This window comes from Leptospira levettii, from assembly GCF_002812085.1.
In the GTDB taxonomy this organism is placed as follows: domain Bacteria; phylum Spirochaetota; class Leptospiria; order Leptospirales; family Leptospiraceae; genus Leptospira_A; species Leptospira_A levettii.
Genome location: NZ_NPDM01000002.1, coordinates 162,859 through 189,370, shown reverse-complemented (window position 1 = coordinate 189,370; position 26,512 = coordinate 162,859). Strand labels below are relative to the sequence as shown.

At 36.4% G+C, this 26,512-nt stretch carries 25 protein-coding genes; 9 read left to right on the top strand and 16 right to left on the bottom strand.

From position 1 onward, the window contains the following. The first annotated feature begins 17 nt into the window (after window positions 1-17). Both CH354_RS08480 and CH354_RS08475 read left to right on the top strand, forming a co-directional pair. Window positions 18-197 carry a hypothetical protein gene (locus tag CH354_RS08480; protein ID WP_100726942.1) on the top strand — a complete coding sequence of 60 codons (180 nt, stop codon included), beginning with the start codon at window positions 18-20 and terminating at the stop codon, window positions 195-197. Window positions 198-308: 111 nt separating this feature from the next. After that, window positions 309-632, top strand: coding sequence for an STAS domain-containing protein (locus CH354_RS08475; protein WP_100726824.1), 324 nt, complete (start codon window positions 309-311; stop codon window positions 630-632). Between the two features lie 15 nt (window positions 633-647). Here the strand turns inward: CH354_RS08475 and CH354_RS08470 are convergent, their stop codons facing one another. Together CH354_RS08470 and CH354_RS08465 are read right to left on the bottom strand one after the other, a co-directional pair. After that, window positions 648-2,201 (bottom strand): tetratricopeptide repeat protein, encoded by a 1,554-nt coding sequence (locus tag CH354_RS08470; protein ID WP_100726825.1) that lies wholly within the window; start codon window positions 2,199-2,201, stop codon window positions 648-650. Then, window positions 2,198-3,715, bottom strand: a complete 1,518-nt coding sequence (locus CH354_RS08465; protein ID WP_100726826.1) for a PP2C family protein-serine/threonine phosphatase — start codon at window positions 3,713-3,715, stop codon at window positions 2,198-2,200. Before CH354_RS08465 ends, CH354_RS08470 begins: the two co-directional genes overlap by 4 nt. A gap of 72 nt (window positions 3,716-3,787) precedes the next feature. On the opposite strand from CH354_RS08465, the gene CH354_RS08460 reads away from it, so the two are divergent. Continuing rightward, the gene (locus tag CH354_RS08460) at window positions 3,788-4,840 is read left to right on the top strand and encodes an LB_137 family protein (protein ID WP_409036350.1); all 1,053 of its coding nucleotides are present in this window, start codon (window positions 3,788-3,790) and stop codon (window positions 4,838-4,840) included. 12 nt (window positions 4,841-4,852) lie between these two features. Here CH354_RS08460 and CH354_RS08455 read toward each other — a convergent pair whose 3' ends face one another. The 3 genes from CH354_RS08455 to CH354_RS08445 all read right to left on the bottom strand — a co-directional run bounded on the left by CH354_RS08455 (window position 4,853) and on the right by CH354_RS08445 (window position 8,253). Further along, the gene (locus tag CH354_RS08455) at window positions 4,853-6,199 is read right to left on the bottom strand and encodes a PrsW family glutamic-type intramembrane protease (RefSeq protein WP_100726828.1); all 1,347 of its coding nucleotides are present in this window, start codon (window positions 6,197-6,199) and stop codon (window positions 4,853-4,855) included. Window positions 6,200-6,260: 61 nt separating this feature from the next. After that, window positions 6,261-7,463 (bottom strand): vWA domain-containing protein, encoded by a 1,203-nt coding sequence (locus CH354_RS08450; protein ID WP_100726829.1) that lies wholly within the window; start codon window positions 7,461-7,463, stop codon window positions 6,261-6,263. Window position 7,464: 1 nt separating this feature from the next. Next, the gene (locus CH354_RS08445) at window positions 7,465-8,253 is read right to left on the bottom strand and encodes an AAA family ATPase (RefSeq protein WP_100726830.1); all 789 of its coding nucleotides are present in this window, start codon (window positions 8,251-8,253) and stop codon (window positions 7,465-7,467) included. A gap of 112 nt (window positions 8,254-8,365) precedes the next feature. Here CH354_RS08445 and CH354_RS08440 point away from each other — a divergent pair, with 112 nt between their 5' ends. Further along, window positions 8,366-10,285 carry a hypothetical protein gene (locus CH354_RS08440; protein WP_100726943.1) on the top strand — a complete coding sequence of 640 codons (1,920 nt, stop codon included), beginning with the start codon at window positions 8,366-8,368 and terminating at the stop codon, window positions 10,283-10,285. After that, window positions 10,285-10,995, top strand: coding sequence for an amidohydrolase (locus CH354_RS08435; RefSeq protein ID WP_100726831.1), 711 nt, complete (start codon window positions 10,285-10,287; stop codon window positions 10,993-10,995). Before CH354_RS08440 ends, CH354_RS08435 begins: the two co-directional genes overlap by 1 nt. A gap of 124 nt (window positions 10,996-11,119) precedes the next feature. Here CH354_RS08435 and CH354_RS08430 read toward each other — a convergent pair whose 3' ends face one another. The 3 genes from CH354_RS08430 to CH354_RS08420 are packed head-to-tail and all read right to left on the bottom strand — an operon-like array spanning window position 11,120 to window position 14,377. Continuing rightward, window positions 11,120-11,680, bottom strand: a complete 561-nt coding sequence (locus CH354_RS08430; protein ID WP_100726832.1) for a lipoprotein signal peptidase — start codon at window positions 11,678-11,680, stop codon at window positions 11,120-11,122. A gap of 24 nt (window positions 11,681-11,704) precedes the next feature. Next, a complete protein-coding gene (locus CH354_RS08425; protein ID WP_100726833.1) occupies window positions 11,705-13,339 on the bottom strand; it encodes an ABC1 kinase family protein in 1,635 nt (544 codons plus the stop codon). A gap of 3 nt (window positions 13,340-13,342) precedes the next feature. Further along, on the bottom strand, window positions 13,343-14,377 hold the full coding sequence (locus CH354_RS08420) for a Gfo/Idh/MocA family protein (protein ID WP_100726834.1): 1,035 nt from the start codon (window positions 14,375-14,377) through the stop codon (window positions 13,343-13,345). Window positions 14,378-14,428: 51 nt separating this feature from the next. On the opposite strand from CH354_RS08420, the gene CH354_RS08415 reads away from it, so the two are divergent. The 3 genes from CH354_RS08415 to CH354_RS08405 are packed head-to-tail and all read left to right on the top strand — an operon-like array spanning window position 14,429 to window position 17,443. Continuing rightward, window positions 14,429-15,808 (top strand): UDP-N-acetylmuramoyl-tripeptide--D-alanyl-D-alanine ligase, encoded by a 1,380-nt coding sequence (locus CH354_RS08415; protein WP_100726835.1) that lies wholly within the window; start codon window positions 14,429-14,431, stop codon window positions 15,806-15,808. A gap of 30 nt (window positions 15,809-15,838) precedes the next feature. After that, complete coding sequence (gene purE, locus CH354_RS08410; RefSeq protein WP_100726836.1) at window positions 15,839-16,336, top strand: 5-(carboxyamino)imidazole ribonucleotide mutase; 498 nt, start codon at window positions 15,839-15,841, stop codon at window positions 16,334-16,336. A 9-nt stretch (window positions 16,337-16,345) separates the two neighbouring features. Then, complete coding sequence (locus CH354_RS08405) at window positions 16,346-17,443, top strand: 5-(carboxyamino)imidazole ribonucleotide synthase (protein WP_100726837.1); 1,098 nt, start codon at window positions 16,346-16,348, stop codon at window positions 17,441-17,443. 9 nt (window positions 17,444-17,452) lie between these two features. Here the strand turns inward: CH354_RS08405 and murC are convergent, their stop codons facing one another. From murC to rsmH, 7 genes are read right to left on the bottom strand one after another with little or no spacing between them, the layout of a single operon-like run. Further along, on the bottom strand, window positions 17,453-18,874 hold the full coding sequence (gene murC / locus CH354_RS08400) for a UDP-N-acetylmuramate--L-alanine ligase (RefSeq protein WP_243396019.1): 1,422 nt from the start codon (window positions 18,872-18,874) through the stop codon (window positions 17,453-17,455). Window positions 18,875-18,883: 9 nt separating this feature from the next. Further along, window positions 18,884-19,969 (bottom strand): UDP-N-acetylglucosamine--N-acetylmuramyl-(pentapeptide) pyrophosphoryl-undecaprenol N-acetylglucosamine transferase, encoded by a 1,086-nt coding sequence (locus CH354_RS08395; protein WP_100726838.1) that lies wholly within the window; start codon window positions 19,967-19,969, stop codon window positions 18,884-18,886. After that, window positions 19,966-21,114, bottom strand: a complete 1,149-nt coding sequence (locus tag CH354_RS08390) for an FtsW/RodA/SpoVE family cell cycle protein (protein ID WP_100726839.1) — start codon at window positions 21,112-21,114, stop codon at window positions 19,966-19,968. Before CH354_RS08390 ends, CH354_RS08395 begins: the two co-directional genes overlap by 4 nt. Next, window positions 21,114-22,226 carry a phospho-N-acetylmuramoyl-pentapeptide-transferase gene (gene mraY / locus CH354_RS08385; protein WP_100726840.1) on the bottom strand — a complete coding sequence of 371 codons (1,113 nt, stop codon included), beginning with the start codon at window positions 22,224-22,226 and terminating at the stop codon, window positions 21,114-21,116. Before mraY ends, CH354_RS08390 begins: the two co-directional genes overlap by 1 nt. 16 nt (window positions 22,227-22,242) lie before the next feature. After that, entirely contained in the window at window positions 22,243-23,763 is a 1,521-nt protein-coding gene (locus tag CH354_RS08380; RefSeq protein ID WP_100726841.1) for a UDP-N-acetylmuramoyl-L-alanyl-D-glutamate--2,6-diaminopimelate ligase, read from the bottom strand. Beyond that, window positions 23,760-24,107: a hypothetical protein gene (locus CH354_RS08375; RefSeq protein WP_165780338.1), complete on the bottom strand. Its 348-nt coding sequence runs from the start codon at window positions 24,105-24,107 to the stop codon at window positions 23,760-23,762. Before CH354_RS08375 ends, CH354_RS08380 begins: the two co-directional genes overlap by 4 nt. After that, window positions 24,104-25,048: a 16S rRNA (cytosine(1402)-N(4))-methyltransferase RsmH gene (gene rsmH, locus CH354_RS08370; protein WP_100726843.1), complete on the bottom strand. Its 945-nt coding sequence runs from the start codon at window positions 25,046-25,048 to the stop codon at window positions 24,104-24,106. Before rsmH ends, CH354_RS08375 begins: the two co-directional genes overlap by 4 nt. A gap of 72 nt (window positions 25,049-25,120) precedes the next feature. On the opposite strand from rsmH, the gene CH354_RS08365 reads away from it, so the two are divergent. After that, entirely contained in the window at window positions 25,121-25,636 is a 516-nt protein-coding gene (locus CH354_RS08365; protein ID WP_100726844.1) for an HIT family protein, read from the top strand. A 4-nt stretch (window positions 25,637-25,640) separates the two neighbouring features. Here the strand turns inward: CH354_RS08365 and CH354_RS08360 are convergent, their stop codons facing one another. Next, complete coding sequence (locus tag CH354_RS08360; RefSeq protein ID WP_100726945.1) at window positions 25,641-26,501, bottom strand: CheR family methyltransferase; 861 nt, start codon at window positions 26,499-26,501, stop codon at window positions 25,641-25,643. Between the last annotated feature and the right edge of the window lie 11 nt (window positions 26,502-26,512).

Below are 26,512 nucleotides of genomic sequence, written 5' to 3'. Positions count from 1 at the left end.
TTCGTCAAATGGACTCTGTGCATCCGAAGGTTTTTGAAACGAGTTATATCCGAAAAGAGTATTTAGAACACGAGTTACGAAAGTTATTGCTAGATATGAATGATTTGGAATACAAAGAATTGAATGACTATGATAAAGGTGGTTATGATGGATTCAACCAAGCGATCACTTTAGTCTTGAAAAAATTGCAAAACTAGGGTTTTTTCTAGTAGATTGGTAACGAAGGTCCCTGTTGGGAACCAAATCTACAAAAATTCTTTACAAAATTTGTGTAAAAACAGATAGTATACGTGCCAGTAGGAAGTTCAATGAATTTCACAACAAAACAAGTTAAAAATCATACAGTTGTTACTCTAGAGGGTTCCCTCGATATTTATTCTGCACCCGCACTCAAAAAAGAGCTCCATAAGATCATTGATGATGGAGCAGAATCGGTAGCAATTGATATGATTAATATCAAATTATTAGATTCCTCTGGGATTGCTCTCCTTGCCAATTTGCAAAAGAAACTCAAATCAGAAGAAGGTCAATTTTTCCTTCTGAATGTGAGCCAAGATGTGATGGTGATTTTGAAATTATCCAGTTTGGACAAATTTTTTACCATTTTAGGTGGAGAAGCGGAACTTCCGTAATCCACCTTCCTATCCTTAGAGCCGAAAGTACTTTACCTCGGCTCTAGTCACTGGATTTTCCGAATCCTTAGACAACACCCAATCTCCACTTTGGTTTTGGATCCATTTTGAAGCTTCACCTGCAACGCCAGTGTTCGTTCCAATTTTGATTTTCCCTTTTTTGGGTTGGCTTGATTGGACAGACACAATGAGATCATAAGGCAAATTCAAACCAAAGCTACCTAACTTAAGGCTTGCTAAGTTCCCTTCAATGAGGACTTCGTCGCAGACAACTTCCCTTCCATCTCTTAACTTCACTTTTAATTTGAGAGGGGCATTTGCCTCTTTATTCTGAGTTAGATTCTTAGGCGGTTCCTCTGCCTTTTTTTCTGATGTGGGACTTGATTCTGGAACAAGAGGTATTTTTTCTTCTGAAACAACTAAGGCTAAATTTTTTGTTTCTTGTTTGGAATCCTCTAACGAAAGTTTGATTTCATCTTTGATTTGGTTGAGTTCCGTTGTTTCCTCTTTTGATAAATTAGCAGAACTTTCCGTTTTTAGGATTTTTTCAATGATGACAGGTTTAAGGACTAAACTTTTCCCTTCTTCGATATTTTCAGCAGCCTTACTATCACCTAACTTGGTTGCTTCTTCTTTAGAAAAGGCAACTAATGATTTGTTCTCTTGGTAAAAATTTCCAATCAGGAGTAACCTTCGATTGGCACGGATCGCAACTTCCTTATTTTCTTTTTGTTTTACCAACTGGATATATTCTTTTACTGCATTGGAAGTTTTTCCCAGTTCTTCCATGGAACGAGCTTTTATATATGACTGGTCATTGGTTAGTGTAGGTAAACTTTCTAAGGTTTTGAGTGTTTCTTCATAATCGCCACTCTGGAAAAGTGAATATGCCAATTCTTCAGGTGATTTCTTTTTGGATTTAAGTTCTTCTTTTTTCTTTTGTCCATCCTCTAGAAAACTGATGAGAAGAGATGCATTTTCTGCATAATGAGATCCCGGGAACAAATCGATAGCTTTATTGAGTTTTACATACGCTTTATCGCGGTCTCCCATCATCACCAAACAATATCCGTGGTGTAATAATGTGAAAGCCATCTCATCTGATAAAGTAGCAGTTATTGATTCTTCAAGTTCCTGGTATTTTTTGGAAGCAATCGGATATTTCCTCGTTCTCTCCATATAAAAAGCAAATTGTAATCGGATGATTGTTTTTTGTTGTTCTTCTAGTTCTAGAGGAGACTTTAAATTGAGAAATCGAACAGAATTGATGACATACAAACCAAATTTATCTTTCCAGTTCATTTTAAGATCTAATCCTTCTGTTTCTGAGTTCATGATCCCAGATTCAAGGATATTCACTTTCACTTCAGTCATATAATCATCTTTTGATAAGAACATTTGTTTTAAACGTTCACGCAAAGTCTGCGATGAAAGTTCGTAATTCATCAATTGGTCTCTTAAGATTCCAAATCTTAATTCTTGTAATTTAACACTCACAATGGCTTCTGATGCCATTGCGAAGAATAAGAATAAAAATCCAAACATAGAGAAAAAGAAAAACTTTTTCATTCTGGTACATCAAGGACTAACATCGTAACATCATCCTTATACTCTTCATGTTTTTCATCAAGGAGTGCCATCGCCTTCTCTACAATTTCAGCGTTGGACAAATGAATATTTTCTAATACTACTTCCGTAAAACGATCTAAACCAAACAAACCACCTTCTTTGATTGGTGTTTCCACAACCCCATCCGTATACAGAATGATTTTATCACCTGGTTCAACTGGAAAGGATTCAAGGGAATACTGAATGTCATCTCCCATTCCGAGCGGTGGACCAGAACTGTCGATAAATCGAACTTCTTTTGTGGAAGGACGTATGATAAATGGTGCATTATGGCCTGCATTTACAAATTTAACAACACCTGGTTCATCAAAAACCACAAATACACCTGTAGCAAAAAAGGAAGCTTGGAGTCGATTTGCAATCACTTCACCTAACGAGTTTATTGCGTGGATTGGCGCTGGATTTTCCTTCATGATCGATTGGATTGACATTGCCATAACAACCGTTACTAAAGCAGCGGAAACTCCATGTCCCGATGCATCCGCCAAAAAAAATCCATAAAAGTTTTTTTCAGGAATTTGAAAGTATTGGTACAAATCCCCCGAAACCTCTCGCATAGGTCGGTATAATTTTCCGATATTGAATTTTTTGAATTTTTTAACTGACGGTAAAAAGAGTTCCTGAACTTCTTTTCCGATTTGGAGTTCTTGGTTAATCTCTTGGTTTAAGCGAGTAATGGTTGTTACCTTATTTTGAATCTCTTCAGCCATTTGGTTAAATGACTTACCTAAACTATCTAGTTCGTCATCACTCTTAAATTTCCAATTGACCCTTGATTCTAAATTACCAGTTGCCATATCCTTAGATGCAATTTCCAAATCACCTACACGTTTGAAAATCGCTCGATACACAAGAATTGCAAAAATGATATGAAAGACAACTCCCCAAATGACAGCATAACCTACTTGGATGTAGAGTTGTTTCAATCTGTCTTGGATACTTGAAATATTAAAATGTGTGTATAAAAATACTTCCTTTCCTTCAGAGAGGCGAATTGGTAAAAGAAAATCGACAGTAAAATCGGATTCATTTAAATCCAAGCTGTATCTGGCTTTGAATAAGTTTCCTTCTTTATCAGCGGAAACTTCCTTCGTTTTTTTGAGTACGGAATCAGGGATGGTTACATTTGAAGTGTTTGATTCAGGTTCTGCTTGTAGGATTTTTCCTTCGGCATCAAAGATCGAAAATTTGTTAATTTCATACAGTTTGAGAGTTTTTCGGAAAACTTCAAAACTTTCATCCCTTTCACTCGAAAGTCCGATGGTTTGGATGTCGGTAAGGATGGTATTAGCCAAATTCTCGGATTGGAACTGGAAGTTTTTTAGGAGTAAATCTGACTGGTTTTCGAAGATCATCACCGTAAAAAAGATGATATTAAGGAAGGCTAAGAGAGAATAAAAGAGTCCAATCTTAAAGCGTAAGGAATTCGTCGTTTTGATTTTGCTTTTGTTCACGGCAATTACTAGTATTGTCGATAATCAAGTGATAGAAATCTATCACAAAATTGAGAATTTCCATTGGTTTTAATGTTCCACATAGCAAAGATTCGTAAGATTGGACCTACCCTTTTTTTCCTTGGGTTGGTCCTATTTGGGTTCGATCTATTTGCTGACAAAATCCGCTTAAAATCGGGGGAAGTACTGAATGGTAAAGTCCAGAATGTTACCCCCACTCATGTGGAATGGGTGGACCAAGTCAAACGGTATAAATTCCCCAATGAAGACGTGTTAGGAATTGATGTAGGTTACGATGGCCTGCCCGCTTGTGCTGATTACAAAACATTTGGGGTGGAAGACTGTGATCTAATCCTCACAAGGCTCACAAAAACAAGTGCTAGTTTTTCCAAAAAAAGTAGTCCCTTGGAATTGGAAACAATCCCAATTCGAAAAATCACAACACTTAAGATCAAAAAAGAATCTGGTCTCCCAGTGGATCGATACATCCAATTTGGTGCAAAAGGAAAATGGGTTTTTAGCAACAAAGAAATCTTCGGAACATACAAATCCCTCGACCGAGGGAAGATGAACTTTGAAACAGAAGATAAAAAAATAGAATCAGCTGATGCACTCGATTTTGAATCTTTTGATTACCAAAATAAATCAGTCATTGCTAAAGTGATTAAAGAAGAAACACCAAAAGTGATTCCAGGCTATGCTTCCATTTCTGAAAAAAAATATGGCAAAGCGGCAATATTGTTTGGGTCTGCATTTCTTTCAGGTATCGGTATGGCATATGAGTACAATATGTCCGTTAAAGCAATTAACCAAGACATTGAATACATCCCAACGGGAGATGGACGTGTATTCTTATTTGCGAATACCATCGGTAATGATCGTTATGATTTCCACAGGCAAAGGTTTACCATTTATGGAGTTGTTTTTGCTTCTATTTTGACATATAGTTTTATAGATAGTTTTTATTTAGGACAAAGAGAATCAAATAAAGAAAATTCACAAGCTGTCTATTTAAAACCGATGTTAGACTACAAACCAAACACATTGTTTAACCAATTGAATGTGTATTCACAAAAACCAAATGAGTTTTTACAATATGGTTTTAGTTTTGAATCTAAATTTTGAATGTTAACGCAGTTATACTTGGACTTTTCTAAGGAATAGATTTTTTAAATTCTGTTTAAAGCGAAAGTAGTTCCACTTCAATAAAAAAGCATATGGAATCGAATCAAGTTGGCACATCACTCCACAATTCCCTTCTTCATTTTCGCGACTCCAAAGGACTTTTCCTTTTAATCCCGAAAAACAATTGAGTCCTAACCATAAATCAAAACTGGCTTTCGTTTCCTTTTCATAATTTTGTGAGGTTGGTAGATAAAAGAGATTGGCTTTGATATGAAAAATTGCCGAATTTTCTTCTTTGTTTCCAACATGCATGTCAACGGAACTAAACAATGGTACAGCTAACATTCGATCCCTAAAAAAATAGGGATTTAAAATTCCTGCAAAGAAAAACATCAAAGCAAGGACAATTGGGTACATCACAAATAAAGCAAAATAATCTTGGAGGGCTAAATCTGGAAATTTTCTACCGATCCATTCAGGTGAATCGTATAACAAATAAATCGAAAAAATCCCTGGTACTAAAAAGAAAATCGTCAGTATGGTATGGCGGAGATTTGGGTATTGGAATAAACGAATGCCTGAAGTGGAAATATGTTTTTGGACATTTTGTATCCATCCTTCATGACGATTGTGCCTGCTCAAAATTTCATACTCTTCCATACTCATATCCATCAATTTTAAAATATGACCTGGAACAAGGATCCTTGATTTTGCAATCGTGACCTCAAGTAAAAAAAACAATGCCAAAATACAAATGGGTAAAATGAGAAGGAGGTCAATTTCTTGGAAAAGAGAAAGATTGTACAACCCGTGGAAAAAAACACAGACTAAAAATCCACTGAGTAAATTCCCCCATTTAAAAACGGGATTTTTATGGAAGAGAAACATCATCGTAAAGGCTCCCACGAGACCTCCATTCATCATGTGAATGGGAAGTGCCGTGATGGATCGTAAGACTTGGGACCAAAGTCCAGTGTTAATAAAATAAAGAATGTTTTCAACTAACCCAAATCCTCCTCCCAAAACCAATCCATAAAAAATTCCATCGGTCACAGTGAACTCATCTTGGTTTTTGCTAAAAAAGAGGTAAATGCCAAGTAACTTCGCAAACTCTTCCACAAAGGAAGATAGAAAAAAAGAATTCCAAATTGGTCCTCCACTTGGTACCAATTGCAAAAACATTGCTTGTAACCCAATGGCAATCCCTGCGCTAAATAAGGAAAATGCAAGGGCTGTGTATTGTAAAAAACCTTCTGTAAAACGATAAAAATGGAAGCGATAGAACGAATAATAAAACGCGAGAGTACAAAGGTTAATGAGACAAATGACCAGACTGGGAATGGAGATTTGAATGGACATTTACTCTAATTAACGACAAATACAAAGGGGAAAATGAATCAAATCTGAAGGAATCTTTTCTTCAAACCAAATGTTTGACAGCTTTTCTGAGTCCTTCTATCGTCAGTGGAAACATTGGCACAACATCTTCGATGGCCTCAATGGTAGGTGCTCCCCAAAATCGTTTTGGTTCTGGATTTAACCAAACAGAATCAGGGAAATAACCAACCAATTCCTTCAAACATTCCAACCCACTCTTCGCTTTTTTTTCTTTTTCTTCTTTCGAATGGGAATGATACGCATATACATTGTAAGGTGTTCCCATAAGTTCGTAAGGAGCCATGTAAGCATCCCCTACAAAAATAAGTTTTGTATTCTTCCTATACTTTTCTTCAAAATGTTTTAAGGAAATCCGAGATTGGAATTCATGATTTGCATATAGGTATTCATGAAAGATATTATGGAAAAAATAATTATGTACTTCTTTGAAATGGTACACACCTCTGCTGGCACTGAATAATTTACTGACCCTGTCTGAATGTGGGGTCATACTCCCACCAATGTCCATGATGAGGACAAGCCTTAGGGAATTTTTTCTCTCTCGTTCTTCTACAAGTTCAATTTCTCCGCCATTTTCACAGGTTTTGTCAATGGTTTTGTCAACATGGAGTTCTCGTTTTCCTTCCTTTTTCAAAAACCGGAGTTCTTTCAAAGCTAACTGGATGGAACGAGTGTCTAAAACCTCATCTTCCCGGTACGCTTTGTACTTTCTCTCATTCCAAAGGCTAACACCTGACCTGTTTCCTTCTCCCTCAGTATTCCCACCAATTGATAATCCATTGGGGTTAAAACCAGAATTTCCAAAAGGACTTGTGCCAGAAGTTCCAACCCACTTACTTCCGCCGTCATGCCTCTCTTTTTGTTCGGCGAGTCGTTTTTTTAATTCTTCAATGACTTCTTCCATACTAAGGTTAGGTGCTTTTTGTTTTTGTTCATCAGAGAGATCTTTTGGAATATTTTCTTCTAACCATTCCAAAAGAACTTCACGAAACTGAATCCTTTGTTCCTTCCAACTTCCAAATGTTTTTCCAAATGCTACATCATAAGAATCGTAGTGTTTTAAATCCTTTGCAAAATTGAGCCTTCCTACCCTATACAACTGCTCGAGGGAAATATAACCTGTGGGATCTGTGAGTTTACGAATACTTTCTAAAAACGCGATGAGTTCTCCCGTGGAACAAGGAACTGTTTCTTTTCGCAGGTTATAGAAAAAGTCGAGGAACATATTAGTTTAAGTACACCCTATAATCATCTTCTGACTTGAATAATGTACCAGCAAACGGGATTTTATTCGATTCTAACGATTCTCCAGAAATTAGTAATACCTGGATCCAATCCAATAACTCACTGGTTGATGGTTTTTTTCGGAGGCTTTCTATTTTACGTATCGAATAAAACATGGCGAGTGCTTTTTCCATAAATTCAGTTTCAATGGAAGGATAATGCGCCTTGATGATTTCTTTCATCGATTCACGTTTGGGAAATTCGATGTAATGGAAAATACAACGACGTAAAAACGCATCAGGTAGTTCCTTTTCATTATTAGAAGTGATGATGACGATCGGGCGTTCTTTAGCTACAATGTGTTCTTTGGTTTCTGGGATAAAAAATTCCATTTTATCAAGTTCGAGTAATAAATCATTTGGGAACTCAATGTCCGCTTTATCAATTTCATCAATGAGAACCACTGACTTTTTTGGATGAAGGAAAGCTTCCCCAAGTGCACCAAGACGAATGTAGTTTTTGACATCCCGCACCCGATTCATTGCTTCTTCTTCAGGGAAACGAGAGTCATTGAGCCTGGAGACCGCATCGTAGAAGTACAACCCTTCTTTGGCTAAGCTCGTTGATTTGATATGCCATCTGTAAAAAGGGAGATTTTTGGTTTCTGCAAGGAAACTTGCAAGAAGGGTTTTTCCCGTTCCAGGTTCCCCTTTCAAAAGGAGCGGACGTTTTGTGATCTCTGCCACTTGTACTGCTTCTTTTAAATCTTCTGATAGGATATAATCTGCCATAGTCTTTCCTTTTGGACTCCAATCTTTTTCGAAAAACGGGGGAATCTACTAAAAATTGCTTTTTGAAAGAAATTGGGTTCCCATATTGAGAAATTGGAACGATAGTAAATATATGGGCGATTTCGATAATACCAAGCGAGCCATTGGCGTAGGAAAACTGGACGATTCCCAAAGAAAGGATATGTTCAACAAGTTTAAGAGCGCTGGTGGAGAAGTCATCAAAGAGAAAACTCCTGCAAAGGATGATGACAATAAAAAATCTCGTCCAGAGCCAAAGGTCCGACAAAGCACAGTATCTCGTGGCAATGAGGACAGTCGGCAAGGAAACCGAGGTGGCAGTGGCGGAGGCAGTCCTTCCAAACAAGATTCGAGTTCTTCCAAATCACAACTTGATTCCAAAGCACAGTACGAAAAAGAAATCAGCAGTTTTTCCGCAAGGTTTTCGATCAAATTAAAATGTTGGTTAGCAAGAGTCACTTCCTTTGGGTCAAGTGACCTAACACCTAAGTTCATGCATGATTTTTCGATCCGTGGAAAACAGGCTCTGATCGAACTCCAATACAGTGGAAATGAATTACTCGCAAACCAACAGTATTCACCACAACTCAGTAAAGCACTCGATCGGATAAACCCATTACTCGTCGAACTTTTAGCGATGGGCCAAAAATTATACAATGGCCCCGAACTGACAGACATCACTGAACCCATCATGGCTGCACCTGAATCTCCAGTTGCCATTGAACGAGTCAGAAACCAAATTTATTCTTTGTTTAAAAGAATGTACATTCTTTATCCATACCAAGAAACGTTAAAAAAATCGTTTTCGCAAGCTTACGACGAATTACAAAAGTTAGAAGGGAAACCTGCTCTGATTTATGCGAACAAAAAACGAAAAGTTTTGCAAGAAATAGACACATTGTTTGATGGATTTTTTGATCGTTTGTATCTAGTTGTGATTCGAGCAGAAAATAAAAATATCCCGCTGATATCTCGTTATATGGAGAATCTTCTCGGAATTACACCTGAAGACAAACCTGGTCAAAGAAAGTCTGGGGAAAATGTTCCAGGTGGAAAACCAGTAGAAACAAAAGAAGATAAAGAAGCAGAAAACGCAAACAAAGAAGAGGAGAAAGAAGAAGAAGTTCCTTTATCCAAAGAACAAGCTTATGGCTTACGTTTGATGCAAATGTATTCAATCCCAAAATTGCGTAAAAAATTTGATCCGAAAAATGAATATGCAAACATTCCCGATGCGGATAAAGCCCTTCTCGCCCTTTTCTATTTTTACGAATTTGATGATGAATATTCCTTTGTAATGACAACCAAAAAAATCGATATCAAACCTGGATCGATAAACGGGGTAAAGGTTGATTACCGTCAAAAGATGTTGGACATTTACGAAAGTACAAGAACCATCATAGACCAATTTCGAATTTACCACGATATACTAAGAGAATTAGAAAAACACAAAGCAAATCCTGGTGCAAATTACATTGAAGCATCTAAAAAGCTAACGGGAATCGAACAAAAACGAACCGGACAATCCAGAACAGTAAGGATGGCCATTAAAGATTTTAGTTTAAAGTCAAGAGACTCCCTTCTCACCCTTATCAAAGATATGAAGGGGAAAAAGGAAATTGTAGCAAACATGAATGATATTTTGACATTGGATTCGATGGAGTCGCGAAAACGACTCAATAAAAAACCAGTCAAACAATGTATCATGGAAGCTTATTGTTACTTACTTGCCTTACATGATCGTATCGAAACGGGAGATCTATTTGGTGGCTTAGTTGAGCTCACTCCAGAACAAATGAAGTCATCGTTTGGCGTGGAGTCAGAATCTGCGAAAGAAAATAATTCACCAGATGCTAGTGATTTGGAGAATGAAACCGAGTCTGGGAACGGAGAAGTGCAATCTACAGGAATTGAAACAACTGCAACTGAGACATCTGACCTAGATGAAACAAATGAAGACAGTATTGATGACCTTTCTGATGATGACATTTTACCAAAAGGAAACCCTTTTTAATGGCAGTCATAAAAATCGCAATTTACCAAAAGAATCTGCACAAACGATTTACCCATGATGAAATTGTAAAAATCCAACAAAGTAAGGCACATTTTTTATTACTCCCTGAAGGTTACCCTCACCTGTTTCAAAGTGTTTCTCCGAAAGAAGGAACAAAACACGAAAAAGAATACCAAGATCATATCTTAGAAATTTCCGAGAAATTTACTGGAGTGATTCTAGGTGGTAGTCACTACCGAAATAATGAAAGTGGAAAACTTGTGGCTGCATTACCGATTGTCCAATCACTTGTGTTAGTTGATTTTTATGAGAAAAAAACACCTAATCCATCTGTGGACATTGAAGTGAAGGAAGGTGTAACGGAGTCAATTTTCATTATGGGTGGACTTCGATTTGGATTATTACTTGGTGAAGATATACAAAACAAATCCATATGGGAAGAATTCAAAAAAGAAAATATTGAAATCATTTTCCATTTGGATACTGCAAATCCTAATCGGACATATGAAGATGATTTAAGTGATTACGAAAACCTTGCAAAAGAAAAAAACATTCATTTAATTCGTGTTTGTGGATCTACGGAAGGCAAACCTGCTAGAAGTTTGTATGCATCTCCCTCAGGCATTAATTGGAAAGTGGGAAAAATTGAAGAAGATAAAGATGTTTTTAAAACCTTATCTGTCAATGTGATGAGAAGTTATTTACTATAAATTCCCAATCGGAAACAGTTCCAAGAAAAAACCTAGAGGTACCGAAAACACTCAACCATTTAAGAAATCTTAGAGGATTACAAACTTCTTAAATGGGTAGATTAGTTCCTAATTAAAAGTTGGATTATTTTTTATCCAATTCCTTCCAATCCATTGTGAACAATAAAATCACGATTCCGATGGAAACACAAGAATCTGCTACATTAAACGCAGGCCATCTGTCAAAGAGCAAAAAGTCTGGCCATTCAAAGTCCAAAAAGTCTACAACTCCGATAAATTCGATCCCAGGTTTTTCAGGGCTAAATCCAAATCGGAATCCCGAACCTGGAATTTTGACAAAAAATTTGTCTAAAAAATTACCAAAGGCACCTGCCATAACAAAGTTCCAACCCCAAACATTTCCTAAATCAGAATTTTGCCATCGATAAAAGATTAAAAAAACAATCGCAAATCCTGTTGCGAATAAAGAAGGTAATGCATTGTCTTGGAATAATCCAAACACAAATCCTGTATTAAAAGTAAGTGAAAGTCTAAAAAAATCACCTAACACAGGAATACTTTCATGTGCGTACATCTTTGTAATAATGATATATTTAGTGAGTAAATCTAAAAAAAGTCCAAAGGCCACAAATGCCAAGTAACCAGGTTTAAATACAGAAAAAAATGGTGTGTTAGGTAATTTCATACGGGGGATCGTTCTTTTTTACGTTTATTTTAGTTTCCAGAAACTTAGACTGGATTTTGCAAGTGACCAGAAACTAAGTCCTGATAGTATATAAAATATTATGCTTGGTTCTTTCCATAATTTTTCAGCATAATGCATTCCAAAATAGAAAAATAGTGTGCCTAAAATTCCAAAAGTGAGAATTTCTCTAAGTTTTAGTTCTGCCCATTTATGATCTTGTTTAGGCTGAAATTCACCTCGATTCCACTTATATAAAAAATCGTTTAGTTCTTTGGGTAAAGAAAACAAACTCGTTAGAAATTCTTCCCCTTCGTCTCGCCAAAGTTTCTTAAAACTACTTCCTTTGAGTACAATTTGTGAAAAGGGTTTCTCAGCATATTCTATCATGGATCGAGTTGGATCTAAATAGGAAAAATTTCCAAGGAGCAATGCTAAAACTCTATGTAAACTTAGGAAATTTGGTGGGAGTTTCAAACTAGCTAACAATTGTTTTAAACTAACCTGGATTTCTTTTAAAAAACGCAGATCATCTCCTGGACGTAATGTATCTAAACTTAAGTTTCTAAAATGGTTTGTGTCTGCTAAAATTCGATTTAGTTTTTCCAATGAGTATTTTACAATCTTAGTTAGTTCTTCTTTCGATAAGGATTCTGTTACGGCACCTAATTCATACATGGATTCTGAAACCAGATGGTAATCCTTTCGCATGGCACCCACTAAGATTCGCTCAAGGATTTGTGTTTCTTCTTCAGAGATTGACTGAACGGCACCAAAATCGATTAAACATAATTCTCCTGTTTCCATAAAAATCAGGTTTCCTGGATGAGGATCAGCGTGGAAAAAACGATAATCAAATACCATTAAGATATATGCTTTGATTAATTTTTCCAAATTTGGATTTCGTTTGGAATAAAGGGGTTCCCCTTCTAATTCAGTAATCTTTTTTCCTTCTACAAATTCAGTGACTAAGGTATGCCGACCACAAAGTTCCTCAATGGGATTTGGAATGTAAAAATCTTTTTCTAAAGCAAACATTTGTTTGAGGATTTTCAAATTCTTTAATTCTGTTCTAAGATCCAATTCAGCATGGATCATGGATTGTAGTTGTTCGATTACCTCTTTGCCTGAGATTTGAATGACAAAACGATCAATGATCCAAACTACTTTAGAAATAGTTTTTAGATCAGATTTGGCTGTCTCTTCTATCCCTGGGTATAAAGTTTTAATGGCTACTTTTTTGTTTTGGTAAGTGCCGATATGGACCTGCGCTGTCGAAGCACTTGCATAGGATACTTTGTCTAATGTTTCAAAAAGTTCAGACATGGGTTTTCCAAAATCTAATTGCCAACGTGTATTGATTTCAAAGAAGTCTCTTGGAGGAATTTTATCTTGTAGGTCTTGTAATTCCCAAAGGAATTCTTCAGGTAGGATATGAAACAGGTTACTGACAAACTGACCTATTTTGATGTAAACTCCCCCTAGTTGAAAAAATAAGTTCTTAGTTTCGATCCCTTTTTTTTTCAAAAAAAGTATCCGCTTTCTTTCATAATTCTCTTTTGAAGATATTCTTTTGATCCATTTGGTAAGGTAAAGATACTGAAGGTATGTTTTGAGAACAAATGAATAAACAGATACAGATCGATTCTTGTTTGGTTTCATGAATTAGTGCCTATAAATAGATTCGATACTTTCTAAAATTTGGATATTCTCGGACAATGTTCCTTCCATATGATTTGATTTCCCATGAATGACAGATTGAATTTCTTTATAGATTCCCAAAAACGCATTGGAAGATTCCGGTTTTGGAAACTGTTTGGGTATGTAGGATTTGAGGCTATGGAATCCTTTATACAATTGGGAAGGTGCTGACTCAAAAAACTGAAAACCGTCATTTGAACATATGATACGATGTGAACTTGTATGGATATCGATTTCAAATTGAAAATAATCTCTTCCACCAGATACATCTAAAATAATTTCTACATTTTGTTTAGTCTCAAAACAAGCAAATGCCCTTGTTTCGATCATTCCTTTTTTTGGTCTTTCCATTTTTGCATAAATCAGTTTTGGTTTTCCAACAAGCCAATGGATGAGATCCAATGCATGTGTTCCATCGTGGAGTAATGGCCCACCACCAAACTTTGAAAATGCGATTCCTGGATTTTTTGCTGAAGTGAAAACGGAGGCACGAATGGATTTTAAGATTCCGAAATTCCCTTTTTTTAATTCATCCCGTACAAAAAGATAACTTGGGTGGTATCTCCTTTCATGATTGATCCATACCTTCGCATTTTTTGCCTTTGACAATCTTGCAATCGCCATCGCTCCCTTTTTGGACATAGCGACTGGTTTTTCAATGAGGAGGTTTCTGATTCCAAGTTGTAAACATTCCTTTGCAACCATTTCATGGGTATGGCTCGGAGTTGCGATAATCGCGAAATCAATGGGCAACGATTTGTTTTCGACAAGCGAACTTGGAAACACTGTTTCCGACTGTGTTTTCCATTGGTTTTGGAATTCTAAACATACCTCAGGATTCGAATCAAAACCGGATACAAATTGAAAATGGCTTTTTCCCCAAGGAGACATGAGCACACCCATATGAGTGCAAGGTTTTTTCCGAAAAGGATCCTTTTCCAGTTTGGAAGCAATTCGTCCAAGACCAATGAGAATCGTTTTGATTTTAGTTGGTTTCATTTAAGTTTTTCTTTAAAATCTTTCTTTCTTGGAGAATCTGGCTTAGAAGCTATGATCGCACCATTTGAATATTCCCTGTCAACTATTCTAAGTTTGTTTTCGATGAAACCAGATTGGGAGAACCCAAAGAATCCAAAATTTCGATGGATTTCAACCTCGTCTCGGGAAATCAAAAAGGACACAGTTTTTGTCCCTCTTCGTGCAGAAAGAGATGGTCATCAGTTCATTGCAGATGCATTGAAAGCCGGAGCTTCTGGATTTTTGTGTGAGAAAAATCATCCAATTCTCAAAACACTTTCAAAGGAAGACCAAAAAAAAGCAATTTTTGTCAAAGATACTTTAGTTGCTTTAGGGAAGCTATCAAATTACCACAGAAATCGTTTTAACCCAACAATCATTGCCATCACTGGTTCCTCAGGTAAAACTACCACAAAAGATCTATTAGGTGGTCTTTTTTCCTATTTGGATTCAAATTCCATTGTGATAACAGAAAAAAATTACAATAACGAAATTGGTGTCCCATTTACTCTTTTCCGGATCACGGAATCAACAAGAGTTGTTATTTGTGAAATGGGTATGAACCACCGAGGGGAAATAGAAAGATTATCAAAAATTGCAGAACCTACTCATGCTTTAATCACCAATATTGGTTCAGCACATATTGAAAATCTAAAATCGAGAGAGAATATTGCAGAGGAAAAATCTGATATTATCTTGGGATTAAGGGCATCTGGAGTACTCTTTGTACCAGATGATTTGGATTTTTTGGATCGTATCAAACAGAAATCAAGAAAACAAAATGTAAAAATGGTTGTTTGGAAACATGCAAAAAATCCTGAATTAAAAATCAACTCGATCGAAAAAAATGGATTTAAACTACAATGGAAAAAGGAAATCATTCATTGGAAAATTCCTGGTTCCAAACTTCTCAGTAATGTACGTGGTATGATCGCTGTAGGTTCTTTTTTTGGAATTCCTGAATACCAAATGAAAAGAACAATCCAATCATACAAAAGTCCAAACAAACGACTCAACATCAAAAAAGGTTATTTTACGATCATTGATGATAGTTATAATGCAAACCCAGAGTCTGTTTTATCCAGTATTGATGCAAGTTTGCAATATGCCCAAGGAAAGGAAATTGTTTGGGTTTTAGGGACAATGAAGGAACTTGGAAAATTTTCCAAATATTATCATGAAAAAGTTGGGAAAGAATTGGAAAAAACGAGTAAAGGAACCTTACTCGCATTTGGCGAAGATACAATTCCTATGGTAAAACAGTTTTCACGCGGAAAATATTTTCAGGATAAACAAGGTATCATTTCTTATATCAAAAATGAGATTCCGAGAGGTGCTGTGATTTTAATCAAAGGATCTAGGTCTATGAAAATGGAAGAAATTACCTCTGAACTTGAATCATTTAAAGGTTGATTGCGAAATAGGTTTTTTTAGATTCAACGTATGACAAACCTAGTACCAAAAGTTGCAGTGATTATGGGATCTTATTCTGATTGGGATACCATGAAGGAAACCTGTGAAATCCTGACTGAATTTGGTATTCCATTTGAGAAGGAAATTGTTTCCGCTCACCGTTCGCCTGAACGAATGTTTGATTTTGCAAAAAATGCAAAGGAAAATGGATTTGGTGTTATCATTGCAGGTGCTGGTGGTGCTGCTCATCTTCCTGGAATGACAGCTTCCCTAACCACATTGCCCGTATTAGGTGTGCCAATACTATCAAAAGCTTTAAATGGAATGGATAGTTTACTTTCAATCGTACAAATGCCTAAAGGAGTGCCAGTAGGAACACTTGCCATTGGAACCAGCGGTGCAGCGAATGCAGGTTTACTTGCGGTTCGTATCCTTTCTCTACTGGATCCAAAACTTTCTAAAAAACTGGAAGAATATGCGAATACAAATCGGGTCTCTGCTCTTTCGAAAAATGACCAATTGGTTTAGGAAATTGAAATGAAACTTGGTGTATTGGGTTCGGGCCAATTAGGGCAAATGATGTGTTTGGAAGCAATTCCGCTTGGTCACGAATTTTATTGTTATTCACCAGATCAAAATTCACCTTCACAGAAAGTTGGAGCAAAAGAGACAGTTGCATCCTACGAATCTACTGCTGATTTAAAAAAATTTCTGAGGAATATTGATGTATTAAGTTTTGAATTTGAAAATATTCCCAAACCAACTTTAGAGTTTCTAAAACAACAAACGGATACTCCTGTTTATCCGCAAGCACAAGCACTCATCATTGCACAGGATCGTTTTCTTGAAAAATCACATTTCCGCAAACTTGGTTTTCGAACTGCTGAATTTTTTCATTTAACCAAAGAGACTTCAAAATTTGAGGTATCAATTCCATTTCCATGGATCATTAAAACTTTGCGTTTTGGTTATGATGGCAAAGGACAAGTGAAAATTCAGAACCTAACTGATTACAAAGTTTTTTTAGAGAAAGCTTTCCAAAACGAAGGTTCTGAATACTTGATTGAAGAAGTGATTCCATTTCAGAAAGAAATTAGTATCATTTTAACTCGTTTCCAAAATGGAGACATTGTTTGTTATGGTGCAGTTGAAAATGAACACAAACATCATATCTTAGATTTATCAATTTTTCCTGCTAGGATCCCAATTGGACTTAATTTAGAATCGATTGAACTTGCTTCTAAGCTTGCTCTATCCTTACAGTATGTAGGAACGATGGGTGTAGAATTTTTTGTAAAAGACAATTTATTGTACTTAAATGAATTTGCCCCAAGACCACATAACACTGGTCATTATACACAAGATTGTCAAAGTTTTTCTCAGTTTTACCTTCATGTGCAAGCAATTTCCGGAAATGTTCCACCAACAGATGTTAGACCGAAGCCAACTTTAATGAAAAATATATTGGGTAATCAGTATCATGAAAGTTTGAAAATCACTGAGGAACTCTTAAAAGACGATCGGTACCGTTTGCATCTGTATGGTAAAGAAGAAGCAAAACCAGGCAGAAAAATGGGTCATATGAATTTTAAGGGAACCCTGGAAGAAGTAAATCCCCTATTCCATGAGTTATAATCGAAAATTTTAATTTTGATGATTTAATAAGTAAGTTCCCCAATCTCTAACATTTCCGGCTCCCAAACAAAGCAGTATATCACCTTTCCGTAATTTAGATTGGATTTCATTTAAATCTTCCTTCACAAGTCCACTCAAAAAAACAGTATTGGTTTTGTCTACCAACGGTAAAAAACTCATCGATGAGATCCCATCAATCGGAGTTTCTCCAGCTGAATAAATGGGTAATAGGTATAAATAATCTGCACCCAATAGTGAATCCGCAAGTTCATTTAACAATAATTTGGTTCTGGTATATCGATGTGGTTGGAAAACAACATGGAGTTTCCCATTTGCCTTATTTTTCTCTTTTAAGGATTGGATTACCATACGAATCTCTGTAGGATGATGACCATAATCATCGATAACAGTTACACCTTTCCAAGTTCCAAGAATTTCTTGTCTTCGTTTGACTCCAATGTATCGAGAGAGGATTTCAATCGATTTTGTCGGAATGATTCCTAATCTTAAAGCACAAGTCATGGCAACGAGTCCATTGGTTAAATAATGGATACCAGGGTAAGGTAAGGTAAGTGAATATTTGACATTTTCAAATACAAAATACAAACAATCAGAAGTGATTTCATATTCAATGACAGTCATTTGATTTTGGTAATTTGAATCTAAATATTGAAACCATTCTTCGTAAGTTTGTTCTTTTGATACTAGGATATTGAGGTGAAATTCTTTATCAAAAACTATCGTTTTGTAGTTTGATTTTAAGACAGACGTAATGCCTGGATCATTTGCAAATAATACAGCTTCTCCAGGAACATCAAATCCCATGTATGTTAGGAATGCTTGTTCCAGATTTTCTCGGGTATGATAGTAGTCCAAGTGATCATTATCAATGTTTGTAAGCAGACGGAAATTGGCTTTGTGTTTTAAAAAAGTACCATCTGATTCATCTGATTCATAGACTGCGTAAACACCTGATCCAATTTTCCCACCTCTTTTTTGTAACAAACTGGTATCACCACCAATCATGATGGTTGGATTGAGCCCCATTTCCGTTAAAATTTGAGATACCATGGTTGTAGTAGAAGTTTTGCCATGGCTACCAGCAACCGAAATGGATTTTTGTTTGGAAACAAGTAAGTGCATGAACTCAGATCGATGTTTCAAAGGAATGTTTTGTTCTTTGATACGATTGAAAACTTCTTTATGTTTGTCATTGATAGCGGAACTGTAGACAACCATTTGAATTCCATTTAAAGGAATTTCTTCAATAGAATGGTATAAAACCACTCCACGTTCTTTCAAATAATCAGTAATATCAGAATTTTTTTGATCGTATCCGATGACCGGGATTTCTAAATCGAGTGCCATATGAGCTAAACTCGACATTCCACTACCACCAATTCCTAAAAATAATACTGGACCCTTTATCATTGCTAAGGCCTATTTAGTTTCCGAAAAAAAATATGAAACCGTTTGGTAAGCTGCATTTACATTGGATAGTGCTAAACTAACGTGACCCATTTCTCGTAACACTTCAGAATGATCCTTCCATGATAATAGAAATTTTACAAGTTGTGTTGGATCCTCACTGGTTGAATGAATCGTGACTGCTGCACCTTCTTTCTCCAGATAATTGGCGTTTGCCTTTTGGTGGTTATCAGCTGCAAATGGATACGGGATTAAGATCATGGGCAAACCAAAAACCAAACACTCTGCAACAACACCTGCTCCAGACCTTGCAACTACTAAATTTGCCCACTCATAATTTGGTTTCATGTCATTGGCATATGATATAATTTCTGCATCATCATTCGCTTTTTTCTTTGTTTCATCATAAAGGTTTGTACCTGTTAATAATCGAAACTTATACTTAGATGCAATTTCCGAATTTTCCATTGCCTTAAGAATCATTTGGTTTAGTTGTCTTGCACCTTGTGATCCACCTAATACAAGAACGTTGATAGTGTTTTTTTTACCCTCATGTAGATTTTCATTTTGGCGGATATTTAGATGTTCTGGAACTACACGTTTACGAATGGGATTTCCAATGATTTTCCCTGGTATCTTAAATTCTTCTACAATAGGAAAACTAAAGGCAATTTTTTTGGCAAATTTCGCAAATACACGAGTGATTTTCCCAGGAACACAATTTTGTTCACAAAGGTACAAAGGTTTTCTAAAAAGGATGGCATATAGAATTGCAGGCAAACTGGAATACCCACCCATTCCAATGACCGCATTTACGTTTAACTTTCGAAATACAATAATTGTTTTGATAAATGGTAAAATGAATAAAATAGGATAAAGAATCGTTTTGATTCCTCCCAATTGGGGGATATTATGCCAAATCACTTCACAAGGAGGATTTAAAAGGTCTGGATTGTTTTGGTTCCGCACAAGTGAATGGATGTATACAGACTCAAAACCAAACACATTTACTTTTTCACTTAAAATTTCTGCGAGTGCTACACCCGGTGAGATATGCCCACCTGTTCCACCCGCTGCAATCATTATCGATCCACTCATACGACCAAATTCTCTTTACACGTAATGTTGGCAAGAATTCCGAAAAGGATAAAAATTGTAAGTAAGGAAGAACCACCATAACTTAAAAAAGGAAGAGAAATTCCTGTCACGGGCACAATTCCTGTGATCACAAATAAGTTTAAAATGGTTTGGAATCCAAATAAAATTAGTATCCCCGCACCTAAGAAGTAACCCAATTTATCTTTCGTTCTTTGTAAGAGTAGAAAAATTCGAACCATCAAAAACAAAACAACCAAAAGAAAAAAACAAAATCCAACAAAACCAAAATCTTCTACATAGGAAGACAATACAAAGTCTGTATGGCTATAAGCTAAATACCTGTGGGCATAACCTGTTCCTATCGCTTTTCCACTTGTTCCACCATCAAAAAAAGCACGAAAACTTGTAACCAATTGGTGCCCTTCATCAAACCGAAACTTATAAGGATCGAGCCATATCTCGAGTCTTTTTTTACGGTAACCTACTTGTGTCACAAGTACAACTAAAAGTGGAATCACTGATGCACCTAAAATAAACAATCGTTTCATTGGGAAACCAGCTAACAATACAAAGAAAAAAAGAACTAGTAGTAACTCAACTGTCGTTCCAAATGCAGGTTCAATCACAATGAGCAGTAATGTTAAAAAGATAACAACCAAGGAAACGATCTTCTTTTGATCCCATTTGATTTTTTTAAAATCAAAATTATAAAAGAAGTAAGAAGCAAAAAGCAAAATACTGATCTTCGAAAATTCTGAAGGTTGGATTTGAAATCCCGCAATTTGGATCCAACGGTTAAAACTACGCCCGTAACTTGTTCCAACAGACTTACCCAAACCAGGAATGAAAACAGCAACAAGTAATAATAAACTAAGGAGAGAAAAAACAAATGACCATTTAACCAAAAATTGGTATGGTATTTGGCAGAAAATAAGAAATAAAACGACTCCTACTGCACCCCATAACAATTGTTTTCTTAAATAATAATAGGAATCGGAAAACTCTCTTTCGGCTGGAATCACAGAAGCACTGAACATCACGATGATTCCCATTCCAAAAAGTAAAAACATGAAAAAGAGTAATGGTCCGTCAAAACGAGACGAACCAAATCGCAATAAATTTCGTATGGAACGAAATATTTCCATTATTGGATTTTCAATGTAGAGAGAGTGATAATGGCAAGGATGATCCCAATGATCCAAAATCGAATGACCACTTTCTCTTCTGACCAACCGGAAAGCTCAAAATGATGGTGGAGAGGAGCCATTTTAAAAATTCTTTTTCCAGTTAATTTAAATGATCCTACTTGTAAAATGACACTAACAGCTTCTGCCACAAAAATGCCACCAAGGATCACGAGTAAAATTTCTTTTTTTAACATGATAGCCACAAGCCCAAGAGTCGAACCTAAAAACAGAGATCCTGTATCTCCCATAAACACTTGTGCAGGATGGCAATTGAACCATAAAAATCCAAGTAAAGCACCTGAGAGTCCAGCAAGGAAAACAGAGTATTCGTGAGAACCTGGTAAATAAGGAATGTGCAAATAATTGGCAGCTGAGGGAGTGCCTGATACATATGAGATAAGTGCAAATGTTGCTGTTGAAATCACAACCGTGCCAGATGCCAATCCATCTAATCCATCTGTCAAATTTACTGCATGAGAACTCCCGATTAACACGAGTATTGCGAATGGAACAGCCAAAAATCCTAAATTCCAAACTGGACCTTTCACAAAAGGTAAAAACAAATCAGTAATTGTAAAAATGATTCCTTTTTGCGGATTTGTATTGGATTTGCCAGTATAATAAAAATATAAGGTAGTGATTGTCACAGCAAATAGTATTGTGACAACAAATTTGGTCCTTGCTCTCATCCCACCTTTGATTTTTTTTACAGACTTCATATAATCATCAGTAAATCCAAGTCCAGCAAATAGGATGGCAGAGATTAAAAGTAAAATAACATTTAGATTGGTTAAATTGCCCCATAACAAAGTAGAGATGGTTAATGATAAAATCATAATCAATCCCCCCATTGTAGGTGTTCCTGATTTGGTTGCATGGGATTGTGGCCCATCATTTCTCACAGACTCACGAAATTTTAAGGATAATAAAAAGGAAATGAGTGATTTCCCAAAAATAAATGTGATAAACATAGAAGTAAGCCCTGCCATCATTGCACGGAGAGTTACATAACTAAAAACTCTTAAAAAACCATAATCATTACCAAATGTTTCATAAATCCATTGGAACATACTCTATCCTCTATCGTTAGGTGTTTAAATTTAAAAATGCACTTTCTATTTCTTCAAAATCAACGAACTTAATTTTCTCTTTTCCAAGGATTTGGTATGTTTCGTGACCTTTTCCTGCCACTACCAAAATTCCATCCTTTTCTAAAAAGGAAACAGCTCGTTTAATGGCAAGGCTTCGGTCTGTAATTTTTTCATACCGTTTGAAACCACGAGAAAAACCTGCTTCAATTTCATCGAGAATCATTTCAGGATTTTCGGTTCTTGGGTTGTCAGATGTTAATATCACATAATCAGCTAGAGTTTCGGCAATTTTAGCCATTTGCGGACGTTTTGTTCGGTCACGATCACCACCACATCCAAACAAACATATGAGTTGTTTTGGTCGAATTTCAACACAACTCTTTAAGATATTCTCCAAAGCATCTGGTGTATGAGCATAATCAACCACCGCAATGCGAGATTTGTCAGGAAATGGAACTACATGAAAACGTCCAGGAACTGTAGGAATTGTTTCCACTGCTTTTACCACATCATCCCAGGGAAACCCAAGTTCGTATGCAATGGACATTGCAAAAGCCGTATTAAAAACATTAAAATTACCGAGTAAGTTTGTATGAACAGTTCTCACCTCGATAAAAGGAAGATTTTTTTCCTTTTTATGAAATCTGTATTCACTTCCCAATAACGAAAGTTTTGTGTTACTATAATGAAATTCTCCAGATTTACCTAGAATATAGATGGGTGATTTTAAATTAGATTCTCTTATCCTTTGGATCATTTTGTCACCAAAGGATACATCTCCCGCAACAAGTCCGAATTTATTTTTTACCGATGACTGTTCGAGTAATTGAAAGATTTTAAATTTACTTTCAAAATAATCATCCATACTTTCATGGAAGTCTAAATGATCCTGAGTTAAATTCGTAAATCCAGCACAAGTAATTTCAAGACCAGAAACCCTTCCCAATTTTAATCCATGGCTACTCATTTCCATGAATACATATTCCACACCTTCTTCTACCATCTCTTTGAGTAATAAATTAAGGGAAGAAGCATCCGGTGTGGTATAACCAGATTCTAAAATACGATCTAAAATTTGGATTTGGACTGTACCAATAAGAGCAACTTTTTTACCTAATTTTTTTGCAATATGGAACAAAATGAAGGTTAAGGAAGTTTTTCCATTTGTACCAGTAATCCCAATGATTTTTAATTTTTTGGAAGGATATCCCAAGAGTAAGGATGCTAATTTTCCATGTAGATCACCTAACGGCTCATCTGATTCCAGTAGAGTGGAAAATAAACTAAGACTCTTTAATTTTAAATTTCGTTTGGAAACCAAAACCACTTGGCAACCCAACTTGTGAGCCATTTGTAAATAAGATTCTAATACATCATCACTTCCCATAGGAAGGACAAAAATATCACTCGGAGTCAGTTTGCGACTATCAGCCCAAACATAGTGAATTAAAACTTCACTCTCTCCTTTAATGAGTTTAATCTCTGGAATTTTTTTTAGGATATCAATGAGTTTCATGGATTTGATTTAGAAGGTAATTCCGGTATCGGTGGAAGTTCGATGGTTACGGTTCGATTGCCAAGACTGATGGGTAAAAATTGATAGGTCCTTCTGTATAAAGTTTCAATTCGTTCTGCAGAGGTATACGATACAATTCCAATTTTTAATTCGTCATTCTTACGCTTTAACTCTTCTTTGGTGGTCGTACGTTCATGGATATACCTTTGTAATTTGGCCTTTTCCAATCCTTGCCAAACATGGAAGAAAAAAAAACCTAAAAATGGGAACAACAAAACGAGTCCTTGGAGTGGCTCCAAAAACTCGAAAACCATTTTGGGGAACGATTTTAATGAAAGGCTCATTTTTCCCATCTACTTTCTTTTATCGGTTCAATTTTTCGAAGACCTCTTAATTTTGCTGACCGAGAGGCTCTGTTTTCTTTGATTTCCTGGTAAGTCGGTAAGATCGGTTTTTTGGTAAGGATTTCGAATTCGTTTGTCGCTTTTAAGTCCCGGAATGTCCATTTGACAATTCTGTCTTCCAAAGAATGGAAAGAAATACATGTGAGAACTCCCCCAATTTGTAGGCAGTTTGCAAGTGAACGAATTCCCTTTTCAGCATGGATTAATTCTTCATTCACTTCAATGCGAAGTGCCTGGAAAATACGAGTCGCAGGATGTGATTCCTTAGGCCAAAATTTTCTTGGGATGGAAGCTTCGACGAGTTTCACAAGATCAGTGTTGGTTTCGAATTTTTTTTTGTGTCTCGACTGTACGATGTTATTTGCAATTTTTAATGCCCAACGTTCTTCCCCGTATTCCCAAAATACTTTTTTTAAATGTAAGACCGAACTATAATTCACAACATCGGCAGCTGTTTTTTGACCTACTTGAGGTTCCAGGCGCATATCCAATGGTTCCTCGTTTTTAAAGGTAAAACCACGTCCTGAATGCAGAAAATGGAAAAGTGAAACTCCTAAATCCACAAGGGCTCCATCAAGACCCGAACAACCAACTTCCTCGAGTAAAGTGCGGTCCACTTCTGAAAAGTTCATTTGAAAGGCATGTACCCTGTCTAGTGAACCAATTTCCTTTTGGATTTCTTTTTTTGCCCGTTCTAACATAACGGCATCACGGTCGATCAGGATGAGTTTTGCTTCAGGGAAGGTTTTTAAGATCAGTTTGGAATGGCCACCCTCTCCAGCAGTCCCATCCAAAAACCACATTGGGTTTGGATTTTGTGCCTGTTGTAATAAGGAAATAACTTCGATCGGTAGGACTGGTATGTGGGGAGATTCTAACACTGTTACTTTCTTACTGTATAGCTGTCAAAATCCTTGCAATCCTTTAATCCTTCTCTGAGATTGAAAGTATCCATGAGTTCCTATGAAGAACATTCTTTACGAAAAAACCTCTTTAGTGTCGGCAAATTGGGTTATGCCAAAGGGGACAGACCCAATGTGGAATGTATCCTTTGTGGTGTCAGAGACAAAAACGAAATCGTTCCCAACTTAACCATTGCGGAAACAGAACTTTCCATCGTATCCATCAATTTATTTCCCTACAATCCTGGCCATATCATCATTTTCCCAAAACGCCACATCATCAGTTATTTGGAATTGACTAGTGAAGAAGCATTGGACATCCACATCCTCACCCAAAAAACAATGAGGATCTTAGAAAAACAATGGAAGGTACAAGGTTTTAACACAGGGTACAACCTAGGAAAAAACAGTGGTGGTTCCATCCCACACATCCATGAGCACATTGTACCTAGGTTTCCGAATGAAGCAGGATTTTTAGATGTTCTTTCCAATACAAGGATTGTCATCTATGAACCCTACCAAATGTGGGAAGACCTAAAGACTCTTTGGTCGAAAGAAGAAGGGTAAACCTTCACTGTTTTTTCTGGTAAATCGTATGGCCAAGAAATTTGAATTGGTCAGAGATTCCAAACATTGTTTCTGAATGGCCTAAAATCAAATACCCCTTCGGTTTCAAACTCACTTCAAAATTTTGGAACAAAGTTTTTTGTGTCGGCTTGTCAAAATAAATGACTACATTCCGACAGAAGATCAAGTCAAGTTTGTCCGTGATCGGAAAAGGAAAATGCAGAAGGTTAATTTGACGGAAGTCAACGAGCGCCTTCAAGTGAGGTTTTACTTCATAAAACACATGGTCTTTTTCGGTGAATTGGTTGAAGTGTTTTTTCTTCAATGTTTCAGAGACAGGTTCCAATCGATCATCCCGGTAGACACCTTTTTTGGCAGTGGTGAGTACTTGGGTGTCAATATCGGATGCATAAATTTTACAATTCCAACCTGGTTTGTTTTGGAAATAATCATACACTGTGATTGCGATCGAATAAGGTTCCTCTCCTGTGGAAGATGCAGAACACCAGATGCGCAAATTTTTTGAAGCCCCTGTTTCTTGGGCTTCTTTTTCCAACTGAGGGAAATAATCGTTTTTTAAAAATTCAAAATGGTGGTTTTCACGAAAAAAATCTGTTTTATTCGTTGTTATGCGATTGATGAGTTCTTGCATTTCCTGGGTCGCAAAATTTTGATCCATTTTGAGTTTCGCCACATAATCCTCAAAACTTTGGATCTCAAGTGTACGTAACCTTGCGTTGAGTCTAGACTGCACCATGATTTTTTTGTGCGGAGCAAGGAAAATTCCTGCTTGTTTGTACACTAAATTTTTGATGAATTCAAACTCGGCATCACCGATTGTGTTTAAAGATGTTCGAAAGTCCAATTTGCCCTCAC